This is a genomic window from Shewanella sp. 4t3-1-2LB (genome assembly GCF_017368415.1).
In the GTDB taxonomy this organism is placed as follows: domain Bacteria; phylum Pseudomonadota; class Gammaproteobacteria; order Enterobacterales; family Shewanellaceae; genus Shewanella; species Shewanella fodinae.
The window spans coordinates 29,138-46,946 of record NZ_JAFNJD010000016.1 but is presented as its reverse complement, the minus strand read 5'-3'; the positions used below and the strand labels follow the sequence as shown (position 1 = coordinate 46,946).

General features: G+C 49.7%; 18 protein-coding genes. 15 read left to right on the top strand and 3 right to left on the bottom strand.

All coding sequences use genetic code 11. The features are described from left to right. Nucleotides 1-116 precede the first annotated feature (116 nt). The gene (locus J3L11_RS08005) at nucleotides 117-1,889 is read left to right on the top strand and encodes a PhnD/SsuA/transferrin family substrate-binding protein (RefSeq protein WP_242695151.1); all 1,773 of its coding nucleotides are present in this window, start codon (nucleotides 117-119) and stop codon (nucleotides 1,887-1,889) included. Continuing rightward, nucleotides 1,882-2,502, top strand: a complete 621-nt coding sequence (locus J3L11_RS08000) for a response regulator (RefSeq protein WP_207570675.1) — start codon at nucleotides 1,882-1,884, stop codon at nucleotides 2,500-2,502. The genes J3L11_RS08005 and J3L11_RS08000 overlap by 8 nt, the downstream gene beginning before the upstream one ends. On the opposite strand, the gene J3L11_RS07995 is transcribed toward J3L11_RS08000, so the two are convergent. Then, a complete protein-coding gene (locus J3L11_RS07995; protein ID WP_133039314.1) occupies nucleotides 2,487-3,203 on the bottom strand; it encodes a hypothetical protein in 717 nt (238 codons plus the stop codon). The two genes, J3L11_RS08000 and J3L11_RS07995, sit on opposite strands and share 16 nt — an antisense overlap. 218 nt (nucleotides 3,204-3,421) lie before the next feature. Between J3L11_RS07995 and dusA the strand changes: the two genes are divergently transcribed. The 4 genes from dusA to J3L11_RS07975 all read left to right on the top strand — a co-directional run bounded on the left by dusA (nucleotide 3,422) and on the right by J3L11_RS07975 (nucleotide 5,534). Further along, nucleotides 3,422-4,423 carry a tRNA dihydrouridine(20/20a) synthase DusA gene (gene dusA, locus J3L11_RS07990; RefSeq protein WP_347566505.1) on the top strand — a complete coding sequence of 334 codons (1,002 nt, stop codon included), beginning with the start codon at nucleotides 3,422-3,424 and terminating at the stop codon, nucleotides 4,421-4,423. Between the two features lie 211 nt (nucleotides 4,424-4,634). Then, nucleotides 4,635-4,943, top strand: coding sequence for a hypothetical protein (locus J3L11_RS07985; RefSeq protein ID WP_133039313.1), 309 nt, complete (start codon nucleotides 4,635-4,637; stop codon nucleotides 4,941-4,943). A 36-nt stretch (nucleotides 4,944-4,979) separates the two neighbouring features. Beyond that, on the top strand, nucleotides 4,980-5,171 hold the full coding sequence (locus tag J3L11_RS07980) for a PspC domain-containing protein (RefSeq protein ID WP_207570674.1): 192 nt from the start codon (nucleotides 4,980-4,982) through the stop codon (nucleotides 5,169-5,171). Between the two features lie 3 nt (nucleotides 5,172-5,174). Continuing rightward, nucleotides 5,175-5,534, top strand: a complete 360-nt coding sequence (locus J3L11_RS07975; RefSeq protein WP_133039311.1) for a hypothetical protein — start codon at nucleotides 5,175-5,177, stop codon at nucleotides 5,532-5,534. Between the two features lie 63 nt (nucleotides 5,535-5,597). Here the strand turns inward: J3L11_RS07975 and J3L11_RS07970 are convergent, their stop codons facing one another. Continuing rightward, nucleotides 5,598-6,335 (bottom strand): enoyl-CoA hydratase-related protein, encoded by a 738-nt coding sequence (locus J3L11_RS07970; protein WP_207570673.1) that lies wholly within the window; start codon nucleotides 6,333-6,335, stop codon nucleotides 5,598-5,600. Nucleotides 6,336-6,507: 172 nt separating this feature from the next. Here J3L11_RS07970 and J3L11_RS07965 point away from each other — a divergent pair, with 172 nt between their 5' ends. Then, nucleotides 6,508-7,479, top strand: coding sequence for a DUF2333 family protein (locus J3L11_RS07965; protein WP_207570672.1), 972 nt, complete (start codon nucleotides 6,508-6,510; stop codon nucleotides 7,477-7,479). Nucleotides 7,480-7,482: 3 nt separating this feature from the next. Continuing rightward, a complete protein-coding gene (locus J3L11_RS07960) occupies nucleotides 7,483-8,220 on the top strand; it encodes a TIGR04219 family outer membrane beta-barrel protein (RefSeq protein ID WP_189617957.1) in 738 nt (245 codons plus the stop codon). Nucleotides 8,221-8,278: 58 nt separating this feature from the next. Here the strand turns inward: J3L11_RS07960 and tolC are convergent, their stop codons facing one another. Beyond that, on the bottom strand, nucleotides 8,279-9,601 hold the full coding sequence (gene tolC / locus J3L11_RS07955; protein WP_189617958.1) for an outer membrane channel protein TolC: 1,323 nt from the start codon (nucleotides 9,599-9,601) through the stop codon (nucleotides 8,279-8,281). Nucleotides 9,602-9,848: 247 nt separating this feature from the next. Between tolC and nudF the strand changes: the two genes are divergently transcribed. The 7 genes from nudF (at nucleotide 9,849) to parC (ending at nucleotide 17,803) form a co-directional block, all read left to right on the top strand. Further along, nucleotides 9,849-10,475: an ADP-ribose diphosphatase gene (gene nudF, locus J3L11_RS07950; protein WP_207570671.1), complete on the top strand. Its 627-nt coding sequence runs from the start codon at nucleotides 9,849-9,851 to the stop codon at nucleotides 10,473-10,475. Next, entirely contained in the window at nucleotides 10,456-10,890 is a 435-nt protein-coding gene (locus tag J3L11_RS07945) for a DUF1249 domain-containing protein (RefSeq protein WP_242695144.1), read from the top strand. The genes nudF and J3L11_RS07945 overlap by 20 nt, the downstream gene beginning before the upstream one ends. 15 nt (nucleotides 10,891-10,905) lie before the next feature. Further along, nucleotides 10,906-11,745, top strand: a complete 840-nt coding sequence (cpdA, locus tag J3L11_RS07940; protein WP_207570669.1) for a 3',5'-cyclic-AMP phosphodiesterase — start codon at nucleotides 10,906-10,908, stop codon at nucleotides 11,743-11,745. Between the two features lie 35 nt (nucleotides 11,746-11,780). Continuing rightward, nucleotides 11,781-12,356, top strand: a complete 576-nt coding sequence (locus J3L11_RS07935; RefSeq protein WP_207570668.1) for a YqiA/YcfP family alpha/beta fold hydrolase — start codon at nucleotides 11,781-11,783, stop codon at nucleotides 12,354-12,356. Nucleotides 12,357-12,407: 51 nt separating this feature from the next. After that, the gene (parE, locus tag J3L11_RS07930) at nucleotides 12,408-14,294 is read left to right on the top strand and encodes a DNA topoisomerase IV subunit B (protein ID WP_133037965.1); all 1,887 of its coding nucleotides are present in this window, start codon (nucleotides 12,408-12,410) and stop codon (nucleotides 14,292-14,294) included. Between the two features lie 140 nt (nucleotides 14,295-14,434). Beyond that, nucleotides 14,435-15,472 (top strand): PQQ-dependent sugar dehydrogenase, encoded by a 1,038-nt coding sequence (locus J3L11_RS07925; RefSeq protein ID WP_242695149.1) that lies wholly within the window; start codon nucleotides 14,435-14,437, stop codon nucleotides 15,470-15,472. A gap of 30 nt (nucleotides 15,473-15,502) precedes the next feature. Beyond that, nucleotides 15,503-17,803 carry a DNA topoisomerase IV subunit A gene (parC, locus tag J3L11_RS07920; protein ID WP_207570667.1) on the top strand — a complete coding sequence of 767 codons (2,301 nt, stop codon included), beginning with the start codon at nucleotides 15,503-15,505 and terminating at the stop codon, nucleotides 17,801-17,803. The last annotated feature ends 6 nt before the right edge of the window (nucleotides 17,804-17,809 follow it).

Sequence of the window (17,809 nt, the reverse complement as noted above, 5' to 3'; positions counted from 1 at the left end):
AGGGTTGATCCAGAACAATAAAATCCCGTTAGAATGACCGGCAAACTGAGTAAAATTTTTGGGAAAACGTCACGGCTATGCGCAAAACCTCTCAGCTGAGCTGCTTGTATCTTTGGATGTTGCTAGTGCCATTACTGTCGATAAATGCGTCGGTAACAGCAGATACACTGCCGGTGGATGAAACCCAATACGCGCTAGTGGATGTTGGTGTGCTGGCTATTCGCGGCTATCGCGATAGCATCAACCGCTGGCAACCGACCATGCAGTGGCTGGAGCAGCAGATCCCCGGTACTTACTTTCGCTTGCATCCGATGACGCTAGATGAACTGTCCGATGCCGTCGCCACGCAGGATCTGGATTTTGTGATCACCAATCCTGGGCAGTCGGTATTGCTGGCGCGGCAGTATTCACTGAGCTGGCTGGCGACATTGAAGAGTCGCCTCAACGGCGGTCAGCCGATGCAGGTGGGGTCAGCGCTGGTGGTGCGGCGCGATTCGCCGATCAAAGCGTTTGCGGATTTAAAAGATAAACGTTTAGCTATTGTCTCCCCACATGCCTTTGGCGGTTATCTGACCTTGGTGTATGCCGCTTGGAAGCAGCAGATTGATCTGCCCAATACCGTCGCGCAATTGCTACCAACAGGATTCCCATTGGATAATCTGTTGTACGCCTTACGCGATGGCAAAGCCGATGCAGCTGTGGTGCCTGTATGTCAGCTAGAGCAGATGGCCGCCGAGCATCTACTTAACGCCGATAATTACCGAATAGTGGAAGACCATACTCCCGCGGGTTTTGGCTGCAAGGTTTCCACTGCACTTTACCCCAACTGGTCGTTGGCCAAGACCAGTCGTGCCGGGCAGAAACTGGCAAAACAGGTGACGCAAGCATTGTTGGCATTGCCGGAGCAAAGCGCAGCAGCCACTGCGGCAGATTCACTCGGTTGGACCACAGCCGTTAGCCAACTGACCATAGATAGATTGTATAAAGATCTCGACATGCATCCATTGCAGGCACCTTGGTGGCAACGGGCGATGGTGTGGCTCAAGGAGCACAGCCAATGGGGCTGGAGTATTCTGCTACTGCTGATTTCCCTTAACGCCTACCATTTCTGGCTGGAATATCGTTTTAACCGTCGCGGCCACCAGTTGGCGCAAGCGCAACGTAAACTCAGTGAGAATCTGGTACTGCTGGAACACGCTCAGCGCGCAGCTGTTGCTGGGGAATTGGGGGCTAGTCTGGCCCATGAGCTGAATCAGCCGCTCGCGGCCATCGGTAATTATTGCCACGGCGCCAGTGTGCGTTTGCAGCAAGGGCAACTGGAAAAGTTGCCTCAAGCATTACAGCAGATAGACGCTGAAGTTGGGCGTGCTCGGGCGATTATTCAACGATTGCGCGGTCTATTGAAAAAACAGCCCGCTGCGAAACAGCAGCAATTATTGCGACCGCTGTTACTGGATACGGTCGAACTGTTGCAGTTCGAACTGGATAAACAGCAGATCCAGTTACAGTGGCAGTTGCTGGGTCATGAACAGCGACAATGGCTGGAACCTGTCGCCATCCAACAACTGCTAGTTAATCTGCTGAAAAATGCCATTGATGCGCTGGCAGAATGCCCACAGGCAGATAAACGGATCGAGGTGTTGCTGGATTACCGCCAGCCGCAGCAGGTAATGGTGCAGATCCAGGATAATGGCCCGGGGCTAAGCCGTGATGCCAGTGAACTGATGCAGGCATTTACCAGCACCAAACGCCAAGGGTTGGGGTTAGGATTGGTGATTTGCCGCGAAATAGTGGAAAGCCACGGCGGGAAGCTGTCGATGAGTAATGCCGATTCAGGTGGTTGCCTGGTACAGCTGACCCTGTCTTTAAAGGAACAAACGGATGGTTGAAGATAAACACTCGGTGTATTTGGTGGATGACGATGCGTCTGTGTTGCGCTCACTGAGTTTCATGCTGGAAAGCTACGATTTCCAGGTACGTGAGTTTGTCAGTGCTGAAGCTTTCATTGCTGCTGGTTTATGGCAACAGACCGGCTGTGTGATCCTCGATATGCGGATGCCCGGACTCAGTGGTCAACAGCTGCATCAATTATTGCGACAACACCAGAGTCCACTGGCAGTGATCTATCTGACCGGGCATGGTGATGTGCCGCTGGCGGTAGATGCGTTAAAACAGGGAGCGGTAGATTTTTTCCAGAAACCAGCAGATGGTGCCATGCTGGCACAAGCAGTGACTAAAGCGATGCAGTGCTCACAGGCTAACGCCCTAAGACAGCAGCAACTACAAACGTATCAAAAGCTTACTCCGCGAGAACGAGAAATCCTGAAACTGATCGCCAAAGGTTATAAAAATCAGCAGATTGCCGATGAATTATTTATCGCGGTGCGTACCGTGGAGATCCATCGAGCGAATTTAATGCGCGGAATGCAGGTCGACTCGTTGGCAGAACTGATGCTCACTTATGCGGCCATTGCCAATACATTAGCTCAGTCAGACGGTTGATTATCGATGGTCAGTGGCAACCGATTTGACTGTGGCAGTTTGACGGCAAAATCGGGAATATTCAGTTGTTCCGCAATATAGCGTTTTAATGCCGACTCGTTGATTTTTCCATGACTATCCAGATATTCACTCTGGTGCTGAAACCAGAGACTAGCCACTTGCAATTGCTGAGGTGAATAAGGGTTTTGCATGGCCGAGGCTTGCCAGTAAACCCCATTAAACGTCTGACCATCTTCACCTTTGCCATCAGTGTATAATGCTACGTCAGCGAGTTGATAGCCTTTCCCAATAAGCACTTCATTTGGTTCAAGTAATACATGTACCGCGGCCACATTACGACTAATCGCCATACTGCGGGCAACTTTGATGGCAGTCCCAAGAAACTGCTCATAGCCATTAGCGTAGGGCGATGTAATCACGACCAACAGGGTGGAGCGGCGTTCGTGGACAAGTTGCGATTTTATTACGGTATAGGACATTGCTCGGCGCGCTAACGCCGCAATCTGCGTAGGCCAACTACGGTTGATATCTATCGCGGGTGGTCGTTGTTCAATCGGTTGAACTGCTTGAATATTAGTCGTTTTTGGCGTTGCCGGTCGGAAATTATCTTTGCTCGGTGTTGAGGTAAAGTACAGCACCAACACTACCGCAATCGTGAGAATTACGATAATGCTCACCTGTACAGCCCTTTTATCCTGCATTTATGCTCCTGTGTCGGCGGTTTATGTCACCATGCACGTACATTTACAACGGCTGATTATTCAGTTGTTCCTGTGTATAATCGCGCCCCTGCTTGAAGTGACGGTTTCATCAACAATCCGATGCACTGTTTCATTCGTGCTATTCATTTTATAGCGCACTGTACGGCACCATACAATGAAACCACCCATGACACCAGGTATTTGAGGAACTTTAATAAGTGACAGATTATTCGGCAAAAACAGTAACGGATTTGACAAAACATCGCCGTTTTTCGGTGGCACCGATGCTGGATTGGACTGATAGACACTATCGATACTTTGCGCGGCTGATGTCATCGCAAGCGTTGCTGTACACCGAAATGGTAACGACTGGCGCCATTTTGTTTGGTAAAGGGGATTACCTTGAATGCAACGAAGCTGAACATCCGTTGGCATTGCAGCTGGGCGGCAGCGATCCTCAAGCGTTGGCGCAATGTGCGCGGATCGCTGAGGAACGGGGCTATGATGAGGTAAATCTTAATGTGGGTTGCCCTTCAGACCGCGTGCAAAATGGTCGTTTCGGCGCCTGTTTAATGGCTGAGCCACAGTTGGTGGCGGATTGTGTCAATGCGATGCAGCAACAGGTCAGCATTCCGGTAACGGTAAAAACCCGTATTGGTATCGATGAGCAAGATTCTTATCCGTTCCTCACCGATTTTGTGGGTAAGGTCAGTGAGGCAGGCTGTGATACTTTTATCATCCATGCCCGCAAAGCTTGGTTGCAGGGGCTGAGTCCGAAAGAAAACCGGGAAATTCCACCGCTGGATTATCCTCGAGTTTATCAACTTAAACAGGACTTCCCGGCGTTAAACATCAGTATTAACGGTGGTATTAAAAGCTGGGACGACATTACGCAACACCTGCAACAGCTCGATGGCGTGATGGTTGGACGCGAGGCTTACCAAAATCCTTATCTGCTAGCGGAGGTTGATCAACGGCTGTTTGGCATGAACCGTGCGCTTCTAAGCCGTGATGAGGTGGTGGATGCTATGCTGCCGTATGTGGCGCAACATCTACAAGTGGGGGGGCGTCTAAACCACATTACCCGGCACCTGACCGGCCTTTATCAAGGCGTTGCGGGGGGCCGTAGTTGGCGCCGTTATCTCAGTGAAAATGCGCATAAACCTGATGCAGGCATAGAAGTATTACTGGCCGCAAGAAATAGCGTGTATCAGCGTTAACGACAAAAGTTGGCGAAAATTGCTACAGATCTGGTGATTCTCGCCATTCTATTCTTATCCTCCCTTCCGAGTTTTACTTTTTATCTTAAGGTGTGAAATAAAATATTTATTAAACATGATGTTATGAAATATTTTCCAAGTTGGCACACCGCTTGAATTATCTCCTGCGAACGCTGAAATAGTTCAGCTTAACTGGAAAAGGACGACAATCATGAAAAGCTTAACTTCTACATTTGCGATAACTGCTGTTCTGGCTGGGAGCCTGATGTGTGGCACTGTTATGGCCGATGATAATTTGCCTAGCAAAGGCGCGGTATTGAATGCTGTAAGCACTACGCTGACGGTGCAGGCTCAAGAAATGTTACACAGTGCCAAAGCCGAAATCATGGCATCGCTGCAACGCGAATTGGGTAATAGCATTGCGGCAGTAACTGACGAAATGGTGCAGGAAACCTTCGACGCCATCACCGAAACTTCTGCAAACAATATCGCAGTAGCAGATGTGGCTACCAAGCGGTAACCGTTACGATTGCGACAGTGACTTTCGGAGTAACAGATGAGATTAGAGCAACGTTTACGAGATCCGAGTAAGTGGGTCTGTGGTTTGTGTGGTCAGTTAGCCAGTGACTTTGGATGGTCTGTATTCTGGCTGCGACTGGTGTGGGTGGTGATGACGCTGTTGATGCCGTTATGGGGTGTGGTGTTGTATTTTGTTGGCGGAATGGTTTATCCCAAGATAAGGAGCTAGTCGATGGGGAATTATCGGCGTTATCGGCGACGGCCACAATTTTTGGTGTGGGGATTTGTTGGCGTACTCGTCCTGTTGGCAATCACATTTGGCCATAGCGGCGCGATGTTTTTGTTCGATCCTTCTGGGCTGTTGTGGTTGGATGATGGTATCTGGACGTTATTGTTGGCGGGATTAACGGCGCTGTTGTTATTGCTGTGGATCTGTGCCGCGTTCAGCTTAATGGCATTGGTCGTCGTGATATGTAGTGGTGCCGCGATGGTGATGTTGCTCAGTGGTTTCTCATTATTGTGGCCGTTGTTGTTATTGGTGTTGGCCGCATGGGGCGTAGGTAAGACGTTACAGGCCGATAATCAGCGTTGAGTTAGCCGCTTTTATGAGAGCAGCCACCTCAACGCTGATTATCTGCGGTTGTTTGCTTGACACCTAGCGCTGCAGAAATTTTATAAAGGTTTCCCTGGCTTGCGGGCTTTGCAGGCGTTCGCCAAAGTATGTCAGTTCTAGCTGCATCTGTTGCTGCAGTGCCTCTTTACCTACGCGCATCAAGGCCTTGGTTTGCTGCACCGCACTGGGCGATTTGGCTGCAATAGCAGCCGCTTTGCTTAACGCAAATTCGTATAATTGGTTTGCGCTGACTACCTGATTAACTAGTCCAAACTGATTTGCTTGGTTAGCATCAAAGTTTTCACTGAGCAGTAGTAGTTCCGCTGCCTTCTGATAACCCACCAGCCGTGGTAATAACAGACTGGCACCGGCTTCTGGTACCAGCGCCAAGTCGACAAATGGCATTTTAAAGCGGGCTGTCTCATCGGCATAAACTAGGTCGCAGTGTAATAGCAAGGTGGTGCCAATGCCCACTGCTGCACCACTGACCGCCGCTAACAGCGGTTTTTTCAGTTCGGTCAGACAATGTAGAAAGCGTACAGCGGGATGCTCTGGCCCCAAATCGGGGTGTTGCAAGAATTCGGCAACATCGTTGCCAGAAGTGAAGCAATCACTGCTACCGCACAGCATGAAGGCACGGATGTCGTTGTCGGTGTCCCCTTGGATCAGGTATTCTGTGAGCTGTCGGTACATACCGAGGTCGATCGCATTACGTTTTTCCGGGCGGTTGAATTTGAGTACCCGTACTCCCTGAGTGTCGTGAACCTGTATGGTGGTCATGATATCTGCCCTGATAGTTACGTTGCCTGATTGGCAGTGTAAGGCAAGGAATGCCATATTCAAACAGTTGTTTGAGTTTTCTTGAGCGGTAATGGTCGGCAATGCACTTTTGAGTGTTGATAAATGCTGAATCCCGCAATAGCCGCATATCACATAGAGGAGAATGCACAGGATGCAAGCAAAGTGGAAATATGCTGCCGGAACTGCCGTGTTGTTAGCAGTGGTCATGTATGTAATAAGTGTTTGGTGGAGTGTTGAACCGGATGTACTGGAACCGCAGGTACTTAATGATAGCAGTGGTCAACCAGTTATCGGTTATGCCACGACGACATCGCTGATTGACACCATCGATACCTTGCTGGATAAGCCAGGCGGCTGGTTGTCAAATGACGTCATGCCACCCTCAGTGATGATGGACAATATGCCAGCCTTTGAATTTGGTGCGCTGGAGCAAATCCGCGATTTGGCTTTGGTGATGCGTAAAGAATTTAGCCGCTCTCAATCGCAGTCCACTGCCGATAAAGATCTGCTTGAAGCGCATTCCAAACTCAATATCGATCACACCAGCTGGTTAGTGCCCAGTGCTGAAGGTGAATACCGCGATGCTGTGAAACTACTGAAACTCTACCGTGCCCGTATGGCCGACCCCCAGAATAAGGACGCGCAGTTTTATGCCCGCGCCGACAATCTTAATGAGTGGTTGAAAGAGGTACAGAAGCGTTTGGGTAGTTTGTCACAACAGTTGTCTGCCAGTGTTGGCCAGGAACGGTTGAATACCGATCTTGCCGGTGACAGTGCGGCGCGGCAGTCAACACCAGCGCAATCGCAAATGCAGGTGAAAACCGGTTGGTGGCAGATTGATGACGTATTTTACGAAGCGCGCGGCTCCACTTGGGCCTTACTCAATTTTATGAAGGCGGTCGAAGTTGACTTTGCCGATGTCTTGAAAAAGAAAAATGCCGAAGTCAGCCTACGGCAGATTATTCGCGAACTGGAGTCCACTCAACAAACCGTGTGGAGTCCGATTATTCTCAATGGCTCAGGTTTTGGATTTGTGGCCAATCATTCTCTCGTGATGGCCAATTATGTATCTCGCGCCAATGCGGCGGTGATTGATTTAACCAATTTACTTTCACAGGGTTAAGTGATGAAAAAAACATTGATGGCGGTAGCCTTACTGGCTGCCATGACTGCGGGTTCCGTACAAGCGGCAACTGTACTCGGGTTTAAAGTCGGGGGGGATTACTGGAACGCAGATGCCAGTGGTACGTTTGCTGAAAAAGGGCAGCCTCAACAGGAGTTTGGCTATGACTCTTCATCTCGCTACAGTTTATGGTTTGCTATCGAACACCCGATCCCATTTTTGCCTAATTTGAAGATCCGTGAAAACCATCTAGATGAGGATGGCACATTGGCGGATGCCGACATGTCATTTTCCGGGATCAGTTATACCGGAGAAACCTACGCCAATATCGATTTGAGTAACACGGATTTTATTGGCTATTACGAACTGTTGGATAACGATATTCTGTCGTTGGACGTGGGGGCTGGCTACAAAAAATTTGATGGTTCGTTCCGTGTTTACCAAGGTAGCAAGTCGGCTACACTGGAGTTAAGTAAAGGCGTGTTTATGGGATATGCCAATGCTGAACTTGGGTTGCCGGGAACAGGACTGTTTGCCTATGCCGATATTCTCACCGGCATTGATGAGTCTAGTGTTTATGATTATCAGATAGGTGTCGGTTGGCAGTTTGATGGTATTGCGCTGGATACTCGAGTCCATGCTGGCTATCGTACCTTCAACTTTGATGTCGATGATATTGACGACATTAGCGCCGACATGAAATTTGATGGCATCTTTGCAGGTGTTGAAGTGGTTTTTTAAGCCCACTTAACATAAAAAAACCGCCGAAAGGCGGTTTTTTTATGCATATCATCATCACTTATGGCTGAGGCTGCGTTTCGGCTGTCAAACCACTGTTAATTCCGGCGATATCGTTTTCGTTCAATGTTCCTGCGGCCTGTTTCAGTGCCATGACTGAATTAATGTAGCTGTAACGGGCGCTAGCAAGCTGACGCTTGGCATCATAGAGCGTTCTGGTACTATTCAGTACGTCTACGATAGTACGGGTGCCGACTTCAAAACCTGCCTGAGTAGCTTTAAGTGCACTTTCAGAAGAGATCACAGACTGCTCATAGGCTTTAATGGAACTGATGGCCGCCGCAACGTCATTGAAGTCACTACGTACGCTCTTAATCACCTGACGATGAGTCTGTTCCAATGCCTGACTGGCTTCAACATAAGCAAATTGTGCTTGTTTGACCTGAGATGTTACTTTGAAACCTTCAAAAATTGGAATGCTTAGATTCAAACCAACACTGCTCTGATCGTAGTCAGGTTCACTGGTTCCATTGGTGTTTTGATCCAGCCCTTTGGTGTAACCGGCATTCAAACTCACCGATGGCATATGGCCCGCTTTACGCAGGGAGATAGTTTCCTGGGCAATATCCTTGGCAATTCTATCAGTCAGCAAAGACAGTGAACTATCTTCAGCAATTTTCTGCCATTCTTCGGTTTTACTTGGCATAGGCATAGAAGCTGAGAAACGGTTGGTATCCAGTACTTTCAGATCTGAGTGATCCAAACCGGTAATCTCACGTAACGCTTCGTAGCTATTTGTCAGCTGATTTTTGGCTGAAATCACCGATGCAGTGGACAAATCATATTGCGCTTGTGCTTCATGGACGTCAGTAATCGCAGTCAAACCAACGGCAAAACGCTGTTTGGTCTGTTCCAACTGCCGCTCAATCGCGCGCTGTTCAGCAATCTGATAAGCATAAGTATCGTTAGCCAGCAACACGTTGAAATAGGCTGTTGTCACCCTAGTGATAAGATTCTGCAACGAGGTAGCATAAATCGCATCAGCTTGGGAGGCCGCTTTCTCAGCCAGACTCAGCCCGACCCACGCAGAGTGATCATAGATCACTTGGTTTAGCGATACGGTGCCAGTCAGCCCCCGAGTATCGTTACCCGGATCCAGCCAAGCTTTATTGTAACCTACAGCAGCACTGATGCTTGGTAGCAACGGTGCACGATTTTCTTCAATGGCTTCATATAGCTGGTCGCGTTGTGCTTTAGCCTGCAGAACCACTGGGTCATTCGTGAGTGCTTGCTGGTATATCTGAAGCAAATCATCGGCGTGCGCTGAAGATGCAGAAACTGCGAGCGTTAACGCCGCGCATAAAGTGCGGATCTTGAATTTCATTAGCTGTCCTTATAGACAAACACCCTGTACAGGTGGTTTAACTTCGTTAGACTGTTAATGCCTTAAAAAGGCGGTTTGCGCTTCCCGACGCTTCCCGATACAGCAAAACTTGTTGGCAGAATACTAAAAACCATCTGATTTCCAGTCAACTCCGAAGTGTAACAGATTTTATGAATAAATGATGCCGCGCAATTGTGACGAAATATCTGTTGCGGTGTGGACAAGTTATCGCAGAAACGGAGCAATAATGAAACCTGAAAAATTCTCCAAAACTGATATTGAGATTTTAGCGAAAAGAACACTTTATTCCGGCTTCTTTTCTATGGAAGAATACCGCTTCCGTCACCGTTTGTTTGCTGGCGGTTGGAGCCAAGAGGTGCGCCGCGAAGTATTTGAGCGCGGTCATGCTGTGGTTGTATTGCCGTACGACCCCTTGACTGATCAGGTGGTATTGATTGAGCAACTACGATTTCCAGCCTTAATGACCAGTGATTCTCCTTGGTTGCTGGAATTAGTCGCCGGTATGATAGATAGCGACGAAACCCCGGAACAGGTTGCCTATCGTGAACTACAGGAAGAAAGCGGCCTGCAAGCGCGAAGTATGCAATTCATCAGTAGTTTTCTTTCTAGTCCGGGTGGTAGTACTGAGCGGTTTTATTTCTATTGGGCGGCCGTTGATGCCAGTCAAGCGAGTGGGATTCATGGCTTGGCAGAAGAGCACGAAGATATTCGCGTGGTAGTGTTGCCGCGGCAACAGGCTTATGCCATGACCACGGATGGTCGTATCGACAATGCGTCGACTGTCCTTGGGTTGCAGTGGTTGCAACTAAATTATCAACAACTGATGAATGCGGATGCAGAAAACAAAAGATAAATATCAACCGGATGTCAGCCGTTTTCTGGCGCTGTGTGGGCGAAATTACGCCCATATTGCCCGCTGGTTACCCGAAGATTGTCACACCGGTGCGCAGTGGCTGGTGGAGGGCGAGTTTGGCTGTTTGCAGGTCAGCTTGCTGGAGAGTACGCCGTATACGCAGGTGGTGAGTATCTCGCGACCTATGGGCATGGGGGCGGCACACTTGGTGCCAGTGCCACAGGTAACGGTGAGAGTCTATCACGATGCTAAATTAGCAGAAGTGTTAAGCAGCCAGCAGATTTCCCAGTTGCGACCGGTGTACGATTACCCGAACCTGCGTATGTATCATCGGAATGAGAAATATCAGGTTAACGCCTTTCTGGAGGAGTTGTTGAAAATCGACTGTCGTGCGCGCCTTGTTTGTCAGTCATAGTATTAGGTAATCAATGTGCTGAAAGAGGCTATCACTTATCGTATTCCAAAGGATCATAGCGTACGCATAGTGCAGATTACCGATCCTCATCTATTTGCCGATCCGGAAGGGCATTTGTTGGGGGTCAATACTGCCAATAGTTTTGCAGCCGTTATCAACACCATCAAGGCGCTCAATTATCCTGCCGATCTGTTGCTGGCAACCGGTGATCTCAGCCAGGATTTCTCTGGTGAATCCTACCAAAGTTTTGTGAAAGCTATCGGACCGCTTAATCTTCCATGTCACTATCTGCCGGGTAATCATGATGATCCGCGCATAATGCATCTGCATATGCAAGGAAAGCAAATCTATGGTCAACGACGAGTCTTGGCCGGGAACTGGCAGATTGTCATGCTGGACTCTACCGTGCGGGGAAAGCCGGGCGGCCATTTGGCCGAGGAAGAGTTTGCGATTATTCGCAGTGCCATTGAGGCTGCCCCTGAATTACATGTTTTGTTAGTAATGCATCACAACCCGATTAAAGTGAACTGTGCTTGGCTCGATCAACACTGGATGGATAACGGTGATGAGTTTTTGCAGCAAATGGCCAAGTTACCGCAGGTGAAGGGTATGTTGTGGGGACATGTACATCAGCAGCTCGATAGCCATTATCAAGGCGAACAGCAGTCAATTGCGCTGATGGCGACACCATCCACTTGCATTCAGTTCAAACCTCAGTCGCCCTATTTTGCCCTGGACGTGCTACAACCTGGCTATCGATTGCTGGAGTTGCGAGCGGATGGTAGCATGCTGACCAATGTACACCGAATCCCCGGGGAGCGTTTTGCCCCAGATATTCAGGCGAGTGGCTACTGATCTGTTCCCCAGCGTGGCTGCCAGTGTGAGGAACTATGCTGCTCTATATTCACGGTTTTAACAGTTCACCAGATTCCGATAAAGCGAGAATAACCCGAGCTTACATGCAGCAACAGTTTTCCCAACTGCGCATGGTGGCACCGCAGTTGCCTGCGGCGCCCAAGCCCGCGATGGCGTTACTACAAGCCATTACCGAACAGGCACTGGCTGAGGGTGAGAAACTGTGTTTTATCGGTTCGTCACTCGGGGGTTATTTTGCCAGTTGGCTGGTACAGGAGTACGGCGGTAAGGCCGTGCTGATAAACCCGGCGGTAAAGCCCTACGAACTATTTGCGGCGTACCTCGGGCCGCAGTTCAACCCTTATACCGGCGAACACTATCAACTGTTACCGGAACATCAGCAGCAGTTACAGCAATATGATACGCCCGTCATTCTCAATCCTGAGCGTTTTTTGGTACTGTTACAGACCGCCGATGAGGTGTTGGATTATCGTCAGGCATTGGCTAAATATCATTGTTGTGAGATGCTGCTTGAGGCTGGCGGCAATCACAGCTTTGTGGGCTATGGCGATAAGCTGGATACGGTGAGCCGATTTTTGTGCTTACCTTGACAATCAGATCTGTGCGGCCCACGATGGCCGGAAAAATAAAAAGTACGCGCTATGACAAATCAATATACCTCTGATGCCATTGAAGTTCTGAACGGGCTGGATCCGGTCAAACGTCGTCCTGGCATGTACACGGACACCACGCGGCCCAACCATCTGGGGCAGGAAGTGATCGACAATAGTGTCGATGAAGCGTTGGCGGGATTTGCCAGTAAAATAGATGTGATTTTGCATCAAGACAACTCACTGGAAGTCATTGATGACGGCCGTGGTATGCCGGTGGATATTCACCCGGAAGAGGGCATCCCTGGGGTTGAGCTGATCCTCACCAAACTGCATGCTGGTGGTAAGTTCTCCAATAAAAACTATCAATTTTCTGGTGGGCTGCATGGTGTAGGCATCTCGGTCGTTAACGCGCTATCAAAGCGGGTTGAAGTAACGGTGCGGCGTGACGGTCAGGTTTATGACATGGCTTTTGAACATGGAGATCGCGTCGAAGAACTGCGTGTTAGTGGTAGTTGCGGCCGACGCAACACCGGTACCCGGGTGCAGTTCTGGGCCGAAGAGCGCTACTTTGATTCGATCAACTTTTCCATCAGCAAGCTGACGCATTTGCTGCGTGCTAAAGCGGTGTTGTGTCCCGGTCTGCGTATCCGATTTGTCAATAAACAAACCAGCGAAGAGCAGGAATGGTTCTACGAAGCGGGTTTGACCGATTACCTTAAAGATTCTATTAAAGATGCACTGACGTTGCCGGAAGAGCCGTTTGTGGGCAGCATTAGTACCAAGATTGAGGCCGCAGATTGGGCGATTACTTGGTTGCCTGAAGGTGGCGACTGCCTTAACGAAAGTTATGTCAATTTGATCCCCACTCCGTTGGGAGGAACTCATGTTAACGGGTTTCGGCAAGGCTTATTGGAGTCCATGCGCGAATTCTGTGAGTTTCGTAATCTTATTCCACGTGGCGTGAAACTGAGTCCAGAGGATATCTGGGATAAAGCTTCGTTTGTGCTGTCGGTAAAAATGCAGGACCCCCAGTTTGCCGGGCAGACGAAAGAGAAACTGTCCAGTCGTCAATGTGCCGCGTTTGTTGCCGGTATCATCCGTGATGCGTTTAGTTTGTGGCTTAACAGCCACACGGACCAAGCCGAGTTGCTGGCTGAAATGTGCATTAGCAACGCGCAGAAACGTCTTAAATCCGCCAAGAAAATTGCGCGTAAGAAAGTAACCGCCGGACCAGCGTTACCAGGGAAGCTGACTGATTGCACCAGTCAGGACAATCACCGCACGGAACTGTTCTTGGTGGAAGGTGACTCAGCTGGCGGCAGTGCCAAGCAGGCACGTGACAAAGAGTTTCAGGCTATCATGCCGCTGCGCGGTAAAATTCTTAATACCTGGGAAGTTGATGGTTCACAGGTGTTGGGCTCGCAAGAAGTTCACGACATTTCCGTGGCGATTGGCTGTGATCCCGACAGCAATGATATTTCCGAATTACGCTATGGCAAAATCTGTGTGCTGGCGGATGCCGATTCAGACGGCTTGCATATCGCGACGTTGTTGTGCGCATTATTCCTGAAACATTTTAAAATCTTGGTTGAACAGGGCCATATCTACATAGCAATGCCACCACTTTTCCGTATTGATATAGGTAAAGAGGTGTATTACGCACTGGATGAAGAAGAAAAACAAAGCATCCTCAGCCGTTTAGCGGCAGATAACAAAAAGGGCAAAGTGCAGGTGACCCGATTTAAAGGGCTGGGGGAGATGAATCCGCTGCAGCTTAGGGAAACCACCATGGATCCCAATACCCGTCGCTTGGTACAGCTAACCATTGATAATGCGGAGGAAACCGACGCAATGATGGATATGCTGCTGTCGAAGAAGCGGGCTGGTGATCGCAAATCTTGGCTGGAAACCAAAGGAGATCTGGCCGAGTTTTGATTGCACAAATGCCTGAAACCAAGAGCAAAGGCAAGATTATGATGAATTTCTGTAACAGAATCGGCAGGAAGGCCGGTGCAGGTTTGTTACTGCTGGGAACAGCCTTAGGATACGGCACCGCTAATGCGGCGCAGTCGATAATGATCACAGTAACCAAAGGATTTGGCGTTTCTCTTTATGCCACAGAGTTAGGTGATGCCAAGCAGATTGCTGTGGGGGATCAGGGAACACTGTTTGTGGGTTCTCGTAAGAGTGGCACTATTACCGCATTGGTCGACAGTAATAACGATGGTCGAGTAGATCGGCGGTATCTGGTGGCCAAAGATCTGAGTTATCCAGAAGCACTGGCGTTTCATAACGGTGATCTCTATGCCGCTCTGGATGATCGTATTGTGGTGTTTAACAATATTGAACAAAGGCTTAAGCGGCCAAGTCGACCAAAGGAGATCTATGACCGGTTGCCTGGCAAAGGGAATAAAAGTACCCGCGGTATTAAATTCGGGCCGGATGGACGGCTGTATATTTCAATTAGCGCACCTTGCAATGTGTGTGAGCCCGTCGCGCCGTTTGGTAGCATCATCGCCCTAGATGTGGGTAGCGGTGAATCGCAGCAGATTGCTACCGGTATCCGTCAGGTCGTCGGTTTTGATTGGAATCCGGTGAACAACAAACTATGGTTTGCCGACAGCAGTCGCGACTGGATGGGCGACAATATTCCGCCAGATGAAATTAATCGAGTTGATGCCTCAGGTGAGCATTTCGGCTTTCCCTACATGCATGGTAAATCCATTAAGGAACCCGCGTATGACAAGCCGAAAAACCTCATTATCGAACCTCCGGTGTTTGAGCTTCCTGCCCATGTCGCTCCCACGGGGTTGCTGTTTTATGACGGCAGTCAGTTCCCTGCGGAATATCAGCACCAGATGCTGGTGGCGGAAAATGGTTCCTGGAACCGCTCCAGTAAAGTGGGCTACCAGGTTGTGCTGCTAAAAATGGAGGGCGATAAAGTCGTCAGCCGTTCTACCTTGGTAAGTTTCCTTGATGGTGAGTTCCCCGTGGCGCGGCCTTATTCTCTGGCATTGGCTCCCGATGGCTCGGTGTATATTTCTGACGATCTGAAAGGCAACATCTACCGGCTTTTTTATAAAGGCAACAGTGCAGATGAAGCTGATGAATAACAATCATAACTACGGTACAGGAAAACGATCATGAGTGATCCATTGGCCCTGAGTATGGATGGCGTGGAACAGATCCCAATGCGGCGTTTCACGGAAGATGCCTATCTCAATTACTCAATGTACGTCATTATGGACCGCGCACTGCCTCACATAGGTGATGGCCTGAAACCGGTGCAGCGGCGCATCATCTATGCGATGAGCGAATTGGGGCTGGCAGCGACCGCCAAATATAAGAAGTCAGCTCGTACCGTGGGCGATGTGCTGGGTAAATATCACCCCCATGGGGATGGTGCCTGCTATGAAGCGATGGTGTTAATGGCTCAGCCCTTTACTTACCGCTACCCGCTGGTGGACGGTCAGGGAAACTGGGGCGCCCCGGATGACCCAAAATCCTTCGCTGCTATGCGTTACACTGAAGCGCGTCTGTCGCGCTTTTCGGAAGTACTGCTCAGTGAACTGGGGCAGGGCACTGTAGATTGGGGCAGCAACTTTGATGGGACTCTTAAAGAGCCGTTAGTGTTACCGGCGCGACTGCCACATATTCTGCTGAATGGTATTACCGGTATTGCGGTGGGGATGGCCACCGATATTCCGCCCCATAATGCTCGCGAACTGGCGTTGGCATGTATTGAATTGCTGGACAACCCCACTGCGGATCTGCCGCGTTTGATGGAGTTCGTTCCCGGCCCCGATTACCCAACTGAAGCGGAAATTATCACGCCGCCGGAAGAGATTGCCAAAATCTACGAATCCGGCCGTGGCAGCATCAAAGCGCGTGCTGTATATACCGTGGAAGATGGTGAAATCGTGGTAACTGCGTTGCCACATCAATCCAGTTCTAGCAAAGTGCTGGAACAGATTGCCGCGCAAATGCAAGCCAAGAAACTGCCAATGGTGACCGATCTGCGTGATGAATCGGATCATGAAAACCCAGTGCGACTGGTCATTGTGCCGCGTTCTAACCGGGTGGACTGCGCGCAATTGATGGCACATCTATTTGCCACTACCGATCTGGAAAAAGGCTATCGCATCAACATCAATGTATTGGGATTGGATGGTCGGCCACAGGTGAAAGGCCTGAAGCAACTGCTCAGCGAATGGCTCACTTTCCGCACCACCACGGTACGTCGGCGTCTGGAGTTCCGCTTGGATAAAGTATTGTCCAGACTACACATCCTCGAAGCCTTGATGATTGCTTTCCTCAATATTGACGAAGTTATTGAAATTATTCGTTTTCATGAGGAGCCTAAAGCAGAACTGATGCGCCGTTTCAATCTCAGTGACAAACAGGCTGAAGCCATTCTGGAACTGAAGCTGCGGCATTTGGCCAAGCTCGAAGAGATGAAAATTCGCGCTGAGCAGGATGAATTGGAAAAAGAACGGGAACAATTGCAACTGTTGCTGAGTTCCGAACGTCGCCTTAAGACCTTGATTAAGAAAGAGCTGCAGGCAGACGCAGAAACTTACGGTGACGCTCGTCGTTCACCATTGGTGGTGCGCGCGGAATCCAAGGCGTTGTCAGAACAGGAGCTGGTCCCGACTGAAGCCGTCACGGTCATTCTTTCGGAGAAAGGCTGGGTCCGTTGTGCCAAAGGCCACGATATTGATGCTGCAGGACTTTCCTATAAAGCGGGGGATAATTTCCTGTGTGCGGCCACCGGCCGCAGCAATCAGCAAGCAGTATTTATCGACGGTTCAGGACGAGCGTTTGCTACCGAAACACATACGCTGCCTTCCGCCCGTAGTCAGGGCGAGCCTATTACCACTCGCTTTAACTTAGTTCCTGGTGAGACTATGGAGCATGTGTTGCTTGGCGACGATGACAACAAGTTCCTGCTGGCAAGTGATGCTGGCTATGGATTCGTATGTGAATTCAAGGAAATGGTCTCACGCAATAAAGCGGGCAAAGCCTTATTGAGTCTACCGGCCAATGCCAAGGTGTTAACTCCACGGCGCTTGGAAAGCGGGGTGGATTACGCCATTCTAGCGATCACTAATGAAGGGCGGATGTTGTTGTTCGCGGTTGATGCTTTACCGCAACTTGCCAAGGGCAAAGGGAACAAAATCATCGGCATTCCATCAGAGCGTGCGAAACTGCGAGAAGAGCTGTTGATGCACCTGTATCTGGTGCCGAAGGGCGCCAGTGTTACGTTGTGGGCCGGTAAACGTAAGTTAACCCTGAAAAGCAGTGACTTGGAATATTACCGCGGTGAACGTGGGCGCCGTGGTGCGAAATTGCCAAGAGGCTTGCAGCGGGTAGACAGTGTTGAGATCAATCAGGACGCGCCAGTGGCAGATACCAGTAGCGATGTCCCGTTAGATAATGACTGAAGCATA